Annotated in this window: 11 protein-coding genes and 1 riboswitch; all 11 genes read left to right on the forward strand. The window is 52.1% G+C overall.

The features are described from left to right. Positions 1-63: 63 nt before the first annotated feature. The 11 genes from HI950_RS13610 to HI950_RS13660 all read left to right on the forward strand — a co-directional run bounded on the left by HI950_RS13610 (position 64) and on the right by HI950_RS13660 (position 13,313). Entirely contained in the window at positions 64-1,182 is a 1,119-nt protein-coding gene (locus HI950_RS13610) for an HD-GYP domain-containing protein (RefSeq protein ID WP_169085361.1), read from the forward strand. A gap of 137 nt (positions 1,183-1,319) precedes the next feature. Next, on the forward strand, positions 1,320-2,459 hold the full coding sequence (gene yfkAB / locus HI950_RS13615; protein WP_169085359.1) for a radical SAM/CxCxxxxC motif protein YfkAB: 1,140 nt from the start codon (positions 1,320-1,322) through the stop codon (positions 2,457-2,459). 76 nt (positions 2,460-2,535) lie between these two features. Beyond that, positions 2,536-3,567: a sporulation integral membrane protein YtvI gene (ytvI, locus tag HI950_RS13620; protein WP_169085357.1), complete on the forward strand. Its 1,032-nt coding sequence runs from the start codon at positions 2,536-2,538 to the stop codon at positions 3,565-3,567. Between the two features lie 84 nt (positions 3,568-3,651). Further along, positions 3,652-4,809 carry a glycosyltransferase family 4 protein gene (locus HI950_RS13625; RefSeq protein WP_169085355.1) on the forward strand — a complete coding sequence of 386 codons (1,158 nt, stop codon included), beginning with the start codon at positions 3,652-3,654 and terminating at the stop codon, positions 4,807-4,809. Between the two features lie 74 nt (positions 4,810-4,883). Beyond that, a riboswitch (TPP riboswitch) is annotated at positions 4,884-4,988 on the forward strand. A 335-nt stretch (positions 4,989-5,323) separates the two neighbouring features. Further along, positions 5,324-7,087 (forward strand): phosphomethylpyrimidine synthase ThiC, encoded by a 1,764-nt coding sequence (gene thiC / locus HI950_RS13630; protein WP_191296847.1) that lies wholly within the window; start codon positions 5,324-5,326, stop codon positions 7,085-7,087. Next, positions 7,080-8,153, forward strand: coding sequence for a ThiF family adenylyltransferase (locus tag HI950_RS13635; protein ID WP_169085353.1), 1,074 nt, complete (start codon positions 7,080-7,082; stop codon positions 8,151-8,153). The genes thiC and HI950_RS13635 overlap by 8 nt, the downstream gene beginning before the upstream one ends. A 40-nt stretch (positions 8,154-8,193) precedes the next feature. Beyond that, positions 8,194-9,060 carry a thiamine phosphate synthase gene (thiE, locus tag HI950_RS13640; protein ID WP_169085351.1) on the forward strand — a complete coding sequence of 289 codons (867 nt, stop codon included), beginning with the start codon at positions 8,194-8,196 and terminating at the stop codon, positions 9,058-9,060. Between the two features lie 6 nt (positions 9,061-9,066). Then, positions 9,067-9,891 (forward strand): thiazole synthase, encoded by an 825-nt coding sequence (locus tag HI950_RS13645; RefSeq protein ID WP_191296849.1) that lies wholly within the window; start codon positions 9,067-9,069, stop codon positions 9,889-9,891. Beyond that, positions 9,891-11,039, forward strand: a complete 1,149-nt coding sequence (gene thiO, locus HI950_RS13650; protein WP_169085349.1) for a glycine oxidase ThiO — start codon at positions 9,891-9,893, stop codon at positions 11,037-11,039. Before HI950_RS13645 ends, thiO begins: the two co-directional genes overlap by 1 nt. A gap of 196 nt (positions 11,040-11,235) precedes the next feature. Next, positions 11,236-12,279: a FecCD family ABC transporter permease gene (locus HI950_RS13655; protein WP_411268094.1), complete on the forward strand. Its 1,044-nt coding sequence runs from the start codon at positions 11,236-11,238 to the stop codon at positions 12,277-12,279. 62 nt (positions 12,280-12,341) lie between these two features. Further along, on the forward strand, positions 12,342-13,313 hold the full coding sequence (locus HI950_RS13660; protein WP_169085524.1) for a FecCD family ABC transporter permease: 972 nt from the start codon (positions 12,342-12,344) through the stop codon (positions 13,311-13,313). Positions 13,314-13,352: the final 39 nt, after the last annotated feature.

Below are 13,352 nucleotides of genomic sequence, written 5' to 3' on the forward strand. Positions count from 1 at the left end.
ATTACGAACGGCTTTTTCCGATGTAATAGTTAGCATATCTTTTTATGGGGAAGGATCGAGAAAATGCGTTTGTTGCCAATTGCGAGATGCAGGCCAGGTATGAAGCTTGCCAAAAAAATATTTTCTCAGGAAGGCCTCGTCCTTCTCGGCGAAAACATAGAGCTGACTGATCGTCTAATTTCCCGCTTGGAGCAATGCGGGATTCAATATGTTTATATAGCAGATCCGAGAACGGACGATATTGTATTGCCTTCCTTAATCAGCGAGGAAACGATGAAGTCCGCTCTCAAAGAAATTAGAACGAGTTTCCGAGAGATGATGGATCGGCCGAAAAGGAAGAAGGGTGTTACCTACCCTTACATCGCCCAGCCATTCAAGCAAATGATGAATATGATCATCGATGATCTGTCAAGCCATAAGGACGCCATGATCATGCTGATGGACATGAGCTCCGTCGATCATTATTTGTATCAGCATTCCTTGAATGTTTGCGTCTATACGACGCTGCTCGGCATGTCGAACGGCTACTCGAAGGAGGAGCTTACGACGCTTGGCATGGGTGCGCTTCTGCATGACATCGGCAAAACGCAAATTGCGATCGATGTGTTAAGGAAGCCCGGATCCCTCTCGAAAGAGGAATTCGAGGCGATGAAGCAGCATGCGAAAATCGGCTACGAGCTATTGAAGGATGAGCCTAACCTCCCGCTGCTAGTAGCCCACTGTGCTTTCCAGCATCATGAGCGTATTGACGGAAGCGGTTATCCGCGCGGCATCAAGGGCAATGAGATTCATGATTATGCAAAGTGGATCGGGCTTGTTGATTCGTACGATGCGATGACAACAAATCGGGTCTATAGCTCGCCAATGCTTCCTCATCATGCGATTGAGCGGTTGTACGCAGGAACTGGGACCCTTTATGAGCAAAAAATGGTTCAGCTGTTCCGTGACAAGGTAGCTATTTATCCAATCGGGATAACAGTTAAGCTGCAATCGGGCGTATCGGGTATTGTCGCGGATCTTAATCACTCTTATCCGCATAGGCCGATTGTACGCGTCTTGTATAATGAAGCGGGAGAAGAGCTTGCATGTCCGTATGAAGTTGATTTGTCGAAGCAGCTGACGATGATGATCGTAAGCGTAAATGACGACTCTGCTGAAGTACAGCATGCCTCTGGTATTTAATTGATGATGAGCGTGGGGAGCCGATGTGGCTCCTTTTTTCTTCTTTTTTTTTTCGTTTTATTTGCTTCCTTCGCAGTCGCGCATTACAATAAAACAAGAATGTTTCATTCCAGATAATAAGTCAGGTGCTGAAGAAAATGAATACAATAGATTTGCAACAAACAAGTAGACCGCTATCCGCATTATCGCCTATGAATGATCCGTGGGATCCCATTCGTTCGCTGCAGCAATATGGAAGACATCGTTTGACAAGCGTGGAAATGACCGTTTCGAACCTCTGCAATATGCGGTGCGAGCATTGCGCCGTTGGTGATACACTCGTAATATCCGAACCCGCCAAGCTGCCGCTTAAGCAGATGCTGGACCGACTGGACGAAGTGGAGCATTTAGAGACGATCAGCATAACCGGCGGGGAGCCCTCCTTCTCTGATCGGACAGTACGCGAATATATGGTACCGCTGCTTCAGTATGCCCGCAGCCGCGGCATTCGTTCTCAAATCAATTCGAATGTAACGCTTCCATATAGCCGGTATGAGCAGCTCGCCCCTTATCTCGACGTTATGCACATCTCGTTTAACTATACGTCTCCGGAAGATTTTCACCAAATCGGATTCGCTAAAGCAGGGCACCACGTGTCGCTAGAGGCGGCAACCAAGCTTTACGAGAGAATGATCGACAACACGCGCCGTCTCAGCGAGACCGGCGTACTCGTTTCTGCGGAATCGATGATCAATTATAGAACGTATGACAAAATCGATGAAATCCATAAGCTGATCGTGGATATGGGCTGTCAGCGGCATGAGGTTCACCCGATGTATCCGAGCTCCTTCGCGAAGGATTTGCCAGTGCTTACTCGCGAACAAATGCTGGAGGCTATCGATCGGCTCCTGCAGGCAAGAGACAAATCGATCTGGATGCTGTTCGGAACGCTGCCCTTCTACCAATGCAGCGACAACCCTCTCGAGCGCAAGCTGCTGAGAAGATTATCGGAAGAGCCGAATGTGACGATCCGCAACGATCCGGACGGCCGAAATCGGTTAAACGTCAATTTGTTTACCGGCGATGTATTCGTAACGGATTTCTCCGACGTTCCTGCTTTTGGCAACATTGGCAGCTCGAAGCTGGAGGATTTATTCGATAAATGGCTCGGTCATTCGCTTGCCCAAAGCGTGAATTGCCATTGTCCGGCCGCGGCATGCTGCGGACCTAATTTGCTCGTTAAGGATATGTACTATAAGGATGTTAATTTCCATGCACGCAGCGCGGTGATCGACTAGCTTGCTGGAAAGCAATTTATTCAGGCTTAATAGCGATTTAAGACGCATATAGAATAAGAGAGAGGAGGAGAAGCTGTTGTCGATCAAGACAATCATATTTGTTGGACTGGGATTGCTGCTGCTCTATCTGTTTTTTACAGTAGGAGCGCCGTTCCTGCTTGCGCTTGTCGTAGCGATTTTTCTTGAGCCGCTGAACCAGCTTTTTATGAAAAAGTTTCGAATGAACCGGCTCTTGGCGGCGACGATATCAAGCAGCTTGTTTACGATTATTCTCATAGGCTTAATCGCGCTGCTAGGGGTCAAAGTTGTAGCTGAGCTTATCGCTTTCTTCAAAAAAGTGCCGAACTATTTTGAAAATGCGAATGAAATGGTTGACGATCTGATGGTGCAGGCTCAATCGCTATATCAAAATTTCCCGCCTGATGCGATTGAAACGCTGGAAAACTGGCTAATGGGATTAACAAGTACACTGACCAAAATGGTAGGCACCTTGTCTAATACCGTTATTGCGTTCGCTTCCAGCATTCCAGGCATGTTTATCTTCTTTATCGTTTTCTTAGTCGCAGTATACATGATGAGCTTCAGTCTGAATACGATGAAGGCCACCGTCCTGTCGTTGTTTGAAGAGAAGTCGCAGCCGCAAGTAAATGACTTGCTTAACAATCTCAAAAAGTCGATTTTCGGCTTTCTGCGCTCGCAGTTCATTTTGAGTGCTCTTACATATATTATCTCTTTGATCGGCTTGCTGGTGCTTGACGTGAAGTATCCGCTGGCGATCGCATTGCTTATTATTATCGTTGATATCATGCCGATTCTTGGAACAGGCTCGGTGCTTGTCCCGTGGGGAAGTTATTTGTTGCTTACCGGGAATATGTTTGTAGGTATTGGGCTTATCGTTCTGTTCCTCGTAATAACGGTGTTCCGCCGCATCGTGGAGCCGAAAATTCTTGGCGATTCCGTCGGAATCGGGTCGTTGTCAGCACTCGTCAGCTTATACGTGGGCTTCAAGCTGGTCGGCGTAATCGGCGTATTTATTGGACCGTTAGTCGTTATTATCTACATGGCGGCTCGCAAGGCTGGATTATTCCAGATGAAGTTCAAGCTTTAGGCTGTGTAGGGGCCGTGTCAAAACCATTTCTAGGAGCGTATGATACTGCAAAATAAGCAGATCATGTAGGAGGCATCCGATGAGATGGCACCAATCAAAGTAGCGATTGTTACCCCCGGCTCGTTCCCAATTCCGTCGCAAGGAAGCAGCTCGGTAGAGCGGGTGGTTGAGAAATTCGCCCCGCTGCTGATGCCTTACGCAGAGCCGCGTATTTATGGGAAATTAAGCAAAAAGCTGCCGCGTCAGGGACAGTTTAAGGGTGTTGTTTGTGAACGGTTTCCAGCCCGCAGCAAGCAGCGATATATTCATGATGTTGGGCTCGCGGTGCAGCGGTTTTCTCCTCATGTCATTGACGTGGAGAACCGTCCGCAATATGTGCTGACAATGAAGCAGATGAATCCAGGCAAACGAGTCTGGCTTTATTTGCATTCCTCTACTTTTATTTCGCCATCTTATATCTCGCCTGCCAAGCTGCACCAATGCTTGCAGGCAGCGGATAAAATCATTGTGAATAGCGAATTTATTAGGCGAATCGTCGTGTCCAAAGTGCCAGAGGTCTCATCTAAGCTGCGAGTCATTTACCCCGGGGTCGATACGGTACGCTTCCCATCACAGTATTCCGCGGAAGGCGCTGCAAAAAGGGAGAGCTTGCGCAAAAAAAGAGGGCTGACCGGTAAAAAAGTGGTGCTGTTCATGGGAAGGCTCATTCCGCTTAAAGGCGTTCACCATTTGCTGAACGTTGTCCCGCAGCTTGTCAAAAGCCATCCCGAGCTTGTTGTCGTCATCGTCGGCAGCCCGTTTTATGGCTCGCATCGCAAGACCGCGTATGCGCGCAAGCTTGAAAGGCTGGGGCGCAAATGCCCAGGCCATGTTCGGTTTGTGCCTTACGTGCCGCATACCGAGGTGCCAGGCTGGATGCTGGTAGCAGATGTAGCTGTCGTTCCATCCGGGCAGAGGGAAGCATTCGGGCTCGTCAATGTGGAGGCGATGTCCTGCGGCGTACCCGTCATAGCTACCCGTGCGGGCGGGATGAAGGAGATTATCCGAAGCGGCGAGACCGGCTATTTGGTCAATCAAGCGCACGTTGAATCGGAGCTGAGAGAGAAGCTGCATCTATTGCTGCGGGATAAGCAGCTGAGGCAGAAGCTGGGCAAGCGGAGCCGAGAGCGTGTCGAGCAGACCTTCACATGGCGTCATACGGCAGATCGCTGGGTGAAGCTGCTGAAGGAAAGCGGCATGTAGTTGGTCCTATTTTGCATGTGGAAGTTAAATAGAGGGTTGACACCTTTATTCGCTTAACGTTATAGTCAAACAAGGATATCCACTAGGGGCGCCGTAATGGCTGAGATAAAGCATAATGCTTTGGTCCCTTTGAACCTGATCTGGGTTATGCCAGCGTAGGAAAGTGGGATTGTGCGTTTATGCAACTGCGCGTGAAAGCTCCGCCGAATCCAGCTGGAACGCCAGCTGGAAGGGATGACTTTCAAAGCTGCATCAAGCCGGGGGAAATCTTCGTTTGATGTTGCGCGCATGACGACACACTTCGACCGCTCCCTCGCTGGAGCGGTTTTTTTGATGTTGAACGGGCAGTGACAAGTCTCGCTGAGCGAGGGTACATACGGTTCAACCACGCTCCAGCGAATGCCGCACACGTAGCGATTATACGTGGGTGGGTAAGCGGTGCTTTAAACTTTCTTATATGCTCGCGTATGCCTCCAGGAGGAATTCTACAAATTCCATTAGGAGGTTTTTTGTTATGGCGATTATGACAACGCCCCTTCCGGGCAGCCGTAAAGTGTATGTCACCGGCTCGAAAGCGAGCATCCGTGTGCCAATGAGAGAAATTGCTTTGGAAGCTAGCTCAGGCAGAAATGGCGAGGAGCTGCCGAACGAGCCGATCCGCGTCTATGATGCAAGCGGACCTTATACCGATGAGAGCTTTGAAACTGATGTAAGGCGTGGCTTGCCGACCTTTCGCAGCGAATGGATTAATGAGCGCGGCGATGTGGAGCACTATGACGGCCGTGAAATAAAGCCGGAGGACAATGGGTTTTTGACGGAGGATAAGGAAAAACAGCGGGGGGCGGAGCGGTTTCCCGGCCTAGTGAGACAGCCGCTGCGGGCGAAAGCCGGCCAAAATGTTACGCAGCTTCATTACGCCCGCAAAGGCATCATTACTTCAGAGATGGAATATATCGCGATTCGCGAGGGGATGGATGCTGAGTTTGTTCGCAGCGAGATCGCAGCGGGGCGCGCGATCATCCCGACGAACATCAATCATCCGGAGAGCGAGCCGATGATCATAGGCCGTCATTTTCACGTGAAGATCAATGCCAATATTGGCAATTCCGCAGTTGCTTCCTCGATCGAGGAGGAAGTGGAGAAGATGACATGGGCGACCCGTTGGGGAGCCGATACGATTATGGATTTGTCTACGGGCAAAAACATACATACGACGCGGGAGTGGATCGTCCGCAATTCACCGGTTCCGGTTGGAACGGTGCCGATCTATCAAGCGCTGGAGAAAGTAAACGGCAAAGCGGAGGATCTTAGCTGGGAAGTATTCCGCGACACGCTAATCGAGCAAGCGGAGCAGGGCGTCGATTACTTTACGATTCATGCGGGCGTGCTGCTGCGTTACATCCCGCTCACCGCTAAGCGCGTTACGGGCATCGTCTCGCGCGGCGGATCGATCATGGCGGCATGGTGCCTTGCACACCATAAAGAAAACTTTCTGTATACACATTTTGAAGAGATTTGCGAAATTATGAAGGCCTATGATGTGTCGTTCTCGCTTGGGGATGGGCTGAGACCAGGCTCAATCGCCGATGCGAACGATGCCGCGCAGTTTGCCGAGTTGGATACGCTGGGCGAGCTGACGAAAATCGCTTGGAAGCATGACGTGCAGGTGATGATCGAAGGTCCGGGACATGTACCGATGCATCTGATCAAAGAAAATATGGATCGCCAATTAGAGGTTTGCGATGAAGCTCCTTTCTATACGCTAGGGCCGCTTACGACCGATATTGCGCCTGGCTATGACCATATTACGTCGGCAATCGGTGCTGCAATGATCGGATGGTTCGGTACAGCCATGCTGTGCTACGTAACGCCGAAGGAGCATCTGGGGCTTCCGAATAAAGAGGATGTGAAGGAAGGCGTTATTACGTATAAAATCGCGGCTCATGCTGCCGATCTGGCGAAGGGGCATCCGAGAGCGAAGCTGCGCGACGACGCCTTGTCCAAGGCGCGATTCGAATTTCGCTGGCGCGATCAGTTCCATCTCTCGCTTGATCCCGAGCGCGCGATGGCGTACCACGATGAGACGCTTCCGGCAGATGCGGCCAAATCCGCTCATTTCTGTTCGATGTGCGGCCCTAAGTTTTGCAGCATGAGAATTACCCAAGACATAAGGGAGTACGCTGCGCAAAACGGGATGGAAACGACTGAAGCGATTGAAGCGGGAATGAAGGAGAAGTCGGAGGCGTTCAAGGCGGCAGGGAGCATGATTTATGGCTAATGCTGCCGAGCCGATTTTTTCGGACCGTTATTCGAGGCAAACCAGATTTGCAGCAATCGGCGAGGATGGTCAGCGCAAGCTGGCCAAGTCGTCGGTTCTCATTGTCGGCGTCGGCGCGCTTGGCGCATCGCTTGCACAGCATATGGTTCGGGCGGGGGTAGGCGAGGTTAGGCTAGCCGATCGAGATTTCGTCGAGCCCAGCAATTTGCAGCGGCAAATGCTGTTCGATGAAGCGGACGCACTCGCCGTGCTGCCAAAGGCTGTTGCCGCTGCCAATAAGCTGCGGCAAATCAACAGCAGCGTGAGCCTCGTCGCCACTGTGGCGGATGTGAACGCAGCGAATGCTGCCGCGCTGGCAAGCGGCGTTCATCTCGTGCTGGATGGTACAGACAATGCTGCGACGAGGCTGCTGCTTAGCGATCTTTGCTTTAAGCAGCACATTCCGTTTGTATATGGCGGCGTAGCAGGAGCGCAGGGCATGCAGGCAGCGCTTATTCCGGGTGCAACCTCATGCTTGCGCTGCTTGATCGGCGCGGAGGATTCGGAGCACGAGGTAGATACCTGCGATACGGTTGGCGTACTTGCGCCAGCTGTTGAATTTGTAGCTTCACTGCAAGCGGCTGAAGCGATCAAGTGGCTGTCCGGCAATCAAGAAGCCATACGCCAAACCTGGCTAAGCGTCGATTTATGGTCGTTCAGGCTCCGGGAATCGAAGCTGCCATCCGGAAGCGCCCACTGTCCATATTGCGGCAGTGGAGTAGAGCCGCCAAGGCCAGCTAAGCCCATTTTGGAAACGGCCATGCAGGATGAGGATGTCATTAGCTCTGCCGTGTTATGCGGGAGAGATACGGTACAGGTGACGTTAGGCAAGCCGCTCCAGTTGGCGGAATTAGAGAAATCATTAGTGGAGCAGGGCTGTAAGCTGACGGTTAATCGCTATTTAGTGAAGGCAGCGCTCCAAAGCGGCGAGCAGCTAATCTTCTTCCCAGACGGGCGGGTGCTCGTGCAAGGAACGGCGGATGCCGAGCATGCCATTAGGCTTTGCAGACACTATTTTTATAGTTAAAAAAGAAATGATTTTGGCGATAGAGAGGCGTGCATGATTAATGAGTAGACCTAAATGGCGCGATTTTCGGCTTTACGCCATCACGGCGGAAAACAATCATCCCGGAAAATCCGTCGTGGATGTCATGGAGCAGGCACTGATTGGCGGGGCGCAGATCATACAGCTACGCAATAAGACGGGAACAAGGGACGAAGTGCTGGAGCAAGCCAGGGCGCTGCGCCATTTGACGCGAAAATATAACGTTCCTTTCATTATCAACGATTACCCGGATATCGTACTGGAAACGGATGCCGACGGCGTCCACTTAGGGCAAGAGGATATGCCTATTGCGGAGGCGAGAGCATTGCTCGGACCAGATCGCATCATCGGCATTTCGACGCATAGCTTGCAGCAGGCATTAACGGCCGTGCGCGATGGAGCTGATTATATTGGCGTCGGGCCAGTGTTTCCAACCGATACAAAGCCAGGCCGCGCCGCTGTCACCACTAGCTATGTAACAGAGGCAGCTCGGCACATCACGATCCCATTTGTAGCAATAGGCGGGATTACCCTAGGCAATGTGGATACCGTGCTTGCTGCTGGAGCAAAGCGGATATGTGCCGTCTCCGCTATCGTAGGCCATGCAGATCCGGCAAGCGTCTGCCGAGCCTTCATGGAGCGGCTGAATGAAACGGGCGGTGAGCTGGTTAAGGGACAAAATCTTGAGCAGAAAACGCTGCTCATCAATGGACGCAAGGAGCAGACGAGCGCCAAAACGGTCGAGGAGCTGGTAGCTCAGCTAGGACAGCAAAACAAGAAGCTTGTCATTGAGCTGAATGGCGTAATCGTGCAGCGCGCGCTCTGGGCAGAAACCGAGCTGCAGGACGGCGATTCCATAGAGCTAGTACATTTTGTTGGAGGGGGCTGAGCCAAGTTGGATCAATGGATAGATAATGATCCGCTAGTTATTGGCGGACATACACTGAGGTCTCGCTTTCTGTTCGGTACGGGGCGATTTCCAAGTCCCGCAGTGCTTCAGCAGGCGCTAGAAGCATCGGGCTCTGAGGTGATTACATTCGCGGTAAGACGGGTCAACCTTGAAAGCGTGGAGGACGATTCGGTGCTGCAGCACTTCGAGGACAGGGCTCTCAAATATTTGCCCAATACATCAGGTGCAAGAACGGCCGAGGAGGCTGTGCGGATTGCGAGATTGGCACGTGAGGCCGGTCTTGGAAATTGGATCAAGGTAGAAATCAGCGGCGACCACCGCACGCTGCTGCCTGATCCGGTAGAAACGCTGCGCGCCACGGAGCAGCTCGCGAATGAAGGCTTTATCGTGCTGCCATATACCTCAGACGATCCTATTCTATGCCGAAGGCTAGAACAAGCAGGGGCTTCGGCAATTATGCCAGGCGGTTCGCCAATCGGAACCGGCCTTGGACTGCTGAATCCTTACAATTTGGGTCTTATTGCCGAGCAGTCGAGCGTCCCCGTCATCATTGATGCGGGCATCGGCTCCGCAAAGGATGCGGCGGAAGCGATGGAGCTTGGTGCTGACGGCATATTGGCCAATACGCCCATCGCCAAGGCGCAGGACCCGGTCATGATGGCACGCGCATTCCGGTTAGCGATAGAAGCAGGCCGATTAGCGAGGCTTGCCGGCCGCATTCCGAAGAAACGCTACGCGTCAGCAAGCAGCGAGTGGGCAGGCAGCTTATTTGAGACAGCGGGCAGCCTCGGCAGCGGAGGCGAGCAGTAATGCCGCAATCCGTTATCATACTCGGCGGCGGCATCATCGGTTTGTCCTGTGCGTTCGAAGCAGCAAGAAGAGGGATGCATGTAACGCTTATTGAGCCTAGCGAGCTGGGCGGCCAAGCGTCGGGCGCGGCTGCGGGCATGCTTGCCCCCTACTCGGAAAATACGGAGCAGCCGGATGACTTCTTTCATTTGTGCTTAAGCAGTCTTCGCAGCTATCCGGAGTGGATAAGGGCAGTCGAGGAGCTGTCAGGCATGCCTGTAGAATGGGTCCAAAGCGGAAGCATAAACGTGTTCATGCACGAAGCGGACGCGCTTCCTATTGCGTCTAGATTACAGTGGCAAAATGATTGGGGCGCTAGAGCTCAGCTCCTCGATGCGGCGCAGCTTCGGAAGCTGGAGCCTATGGTGTCGCATTCGGCGGTTGCTGGCGTATTTACGCCGCAAGAGAGCCACGTTTACGCACCGAAGCTGGTCTCGGCGCTTGCTGCAGCGTGCCGCAAGCTGGGAGTGGCCGTTCATGCGCATGCCGGTGAAATTGAAGAGGTGCTTATTCACACTAGCGGAGGAGTAACGGTTCGAGCACAAGGATTAGCGAGTCTCGTTCACGCCGATCGGCTAGTCGTGTGCGCAGGAGCTTGGTCAGGCGCTTATGAGCGGTGGTTCGGTCTCAGCATTCCGGTTCATCCGATTCGCGGGCAAATATGCTCTTATGAGCATCAGGCTGACGAAGTGCGCCATATGGTGTTCGCAAGTCAGGCTTATTGGGTCGGCAAACGGAACGCGCGGCTCGTATGCGGCGCTTCCGAGGATGTCGCCGGGTTTGCAACAAGCGTGACGGAGCGGGGAATTGGCCGCTTGATCCGCAGCAGCAATCAGCTGTTTCCCTTTCTTGAAGGCAGGCAGACTGCGCATAGCTGGGCAGGCCTCCGCCCTGCAACTCGAGACGGTCTGCCGCTGCTTGGCCAAATCGAAGGAACGACGGAGGTCATTATGGCAGCCGGCCATTATCGCAATGGCATATTGCTGAGTCCGATTACGGCGCTCGTCGTCGCGGATTTGCTGGAGGAAAAGAAGGCGAGGCTGTCCATCAGCCGATTTGCTCCACAGCGCTTTACGGCTCCTGCAAGCAGAGGAAGGGTCCGTGCCTGAAGCGTGATCAGACCAAATTGACTAAATTATCTCATTGAAAAGTAATAAATAATCTGCTATATTGAAAACGAGAATCGTTATCAATGTAGCGGATTTTTTTTATGTCCAAAAATAGATCTTTCTTAATGAAGCGAGCCGTGAATGGTGCATGCGAGCCATATGTTCAATCAAAGTATACATATAGAAGGGTAGTTAGATGATGTCTTCTCCATTAAATGCGAAAGCGCCGGCAAGCACAAAGCTGCGCACGCGGCCGCTGGTGGCCACCATTATTTTGTTCGGGGGCATTGCTGCTCTTATCTTGTCGCTGGCTTTATCGATCTCGGTTGGAGCGGCGGACATTAGCCTGTCCACCGTATGGGAAGCTGTATTCCACTTTAATGCGGATGAGATACAGCATCAAATCATTAAAGAGCTTCGGATGCCGCGCGCGCTGGCGGCTGCCCTTGTCGGCGCAGCATTTGCAGTCGCAGGCTCTGTCATGCAGGGGATGACCCGCAACCCGCTGGCCGATTCGAGCCTGCTCGGGATCAATGCCGGCGCAGGCTTCATGCTGGCGCTGTGCTTCGCTTTTTTTCCATCGGTATCCTACTTAGCGCTTATGTTTATATGCTTTGCCGGCGCTGCTCTCTCAATGGGACTTGTATATGGCATCGGTTCGCTGGCGAAGGGCGGCTTAACGCCTGTTAGACTTACGTTAGCAGGGGCAGCCGTAGGCGCCCTGCTGCTTGCCATTACGGAAGGCATCGCACTCTACTTTAAAATCGGCCAAGATCTGGCTTTCTGGTACGCTGGCGGCGTAGCCGGAACAAAATGGGTGCAAATTCAAATCATTTCCCCATGGGTGATCGGAGGCTTGCTTGGCGCTATTGCGTTATCCCGATCAATCACGTTGTTAAGCTTGGGCGATGATGTTGCTGCAGGGCTTGGCCAAAGAACAGGCTGGGTGAAGGCGGGGGGCGTCATTATCGTCTTGCTGCTCGCCGGTACGGCTGTTTCTGCTGTCGGCTCGATCGGCTTTGTCGGACTAATCATTCCTCACATTTCACGCTTCCTCGTAGGCGTAGACTACAGATGGATTATCCCGTGCTCGGCTGTTCTAGGCAGCCTGCTCATGGTTCTTGCAGATATTGGCGGGCGTTTGGTTAATCCGCCCCAGGAAGTGGCAATCGGCATCATTATCGCAGTACTCGGCGTTCCATTCTTCCTTTATCTCGTAACTAGAATGAAGGGGGAATAATAGTGTCTACATCATTCATTACTGCAACGGAGCAGCGCAGAAGAAAACGTGCCATCCTCGTGATGTCGGTGCTTGGCGCGCTTATCATCCTATCCTTTATCATCAGCATGAATACGGGCTACATCCGGCTTGCGCCGCTCGACGTATTCAAAACGTTATTTGGGGCGGGTACGGACAAGCAGGAGCTCATTTTATTTGATTTCCGGTTGCCGAGAATAGTCATTTCCATCCTGATCGGAGCGGGATTCGCCGTATCGGGTTGTATTATCCAAGGCTTATCGCGTAATCCGCTTGCTGATCCAGGGCTTCTCGGCATTAACGCGGGTGCTGGGCTTGCCGTTATTTTGTTTATCTCCTTCTATCCGACGACGGAGAAGGGATCTATCTTTTTGATGCCATTTCTGGCATTGATCGGTGCTTCGCTCACGGCATTGCTCATTTTCGTGCTTTCGTATAAGCGGCATCGGGGATTGTTGCCAACCCGGATGATACTTGTCGGAATCGCCGTAGCGGCAGGCATCGCCGCTGCGATGCAAATATTAATTTTGCGTCTTACGCCTGAGAAATACCAGTTTTTTGCCGTATGGATGGCGGGAAGCATTTGGGGAACGAATTGGAAGTACGTAATGGCGCTTCTGCCATGGCTGATCATTATTTTGCCATTTGTGCAATATAAAGCGAAAGCGTTAAACGCTTTAAACCTTGGAGACCAATTGGCGGTAGGCCTCGGTGCGCAGGTAAATAAGGAGAGAGCTTGGCTGCTTGCGGCATCCGTAGGGCTTGCAGGCTCTTGCGTTGCGGTAGGCGGAGGCATTGGCTTCGTTGGGCTAATTGCTCCGCATTTGGCAAGAAGGTTAGTCGGACCGCAGCATCAGGTGTTGCTTCCGGCTTCAGCATTCGTTGGGGCATTGCTCGTTATCGTAGCGGATACGCTAGCCAGATGGGCATTCCAGCCCAATGAAATTCCGACAGGAATTGTGGTTGCCGTTATCGGAGCTCCCTATTTCCTTTATTTATTGTCAAAATCAAAATAATGGAATACGAGCTTGAGAAAACCGCGGAGAGCATCATGC

Source organism: Paenibacillus sp. PL91 (genome assembly GCF_012935325.2).
Taxonomy (GTDB): Bacteria; Bacillota; Bacilli; order Paenibacillales; family Paenibacillaceae; genus Pristimantibacillus.

What these genes read in the sequence shown, in the direction of transcription:
- thiE (WP_169085351.1), top strand. Translation starts at nt 8,194, where the DNA reads ATGAGTAGACCTAAATGGCGCGATTTTCGGCTTTACGCCATCACGGCG.
- thiO (WP_169085349.1), top strand. Translation starts at nt 9,891, where the DNA reads ATGCCGCAATCCGTTATCATACTCGGCGGCGGCATCATCGGTTTGTCC.
- thiC (WP_191296847.1), top strand. Translation starts at nt 5,324, where the DNA reads ATGGCGATTATGACAACGCCCCTTCCGGGCAGCCGTAAAGTGTATGTC.
- HI950_RS13625 (WP_169085355.1), top strand. Translation starts at nt 3,652, where the DNA reads ATGGCACCAATCAAAGTAGCGATTGTTACCCCCGGCTCGTTCCCAATT.
- HI950_RS13660 (WP_169085524.1), top strand. Translation starts at nt 12,342, where the DNA reads ATGTCGGTGCTTGGCGCGCTTATCATCCTATCCTTTATCATCAGCATG.
- HI950_RS13635 (WP_169085353.1), top strand. Translation starts at nt 7,080, where the DNA reads ATGGCTAATGCTGCCGAGCCGATTTTTTCGGACCGTTATTCGAGGCAA.
- HI950_RS13655 (WP_411268094.1), top strand. Translation starts at nt 11,236, where the DNA reads ATGATGTCTTCTCCATTAAATGCGAAAGCGCCGGCAAGCACAAAGCTG.
- HI950_RS13610 (WP_169085361.1), top strand. Translation starts at nt 64, where the DNA reads ATGCGTTTGTTGCCAATTGCGAGATGCAGGCCAGGTATGAAGCTTGCC.
- yfkAB (WP_169085359.1), top strand. Translation starts at nt 1,320, where the DNA reads ATGAATACAATAGATTTGCAACAAACAAGTAGACCGCTATCCGCATTA.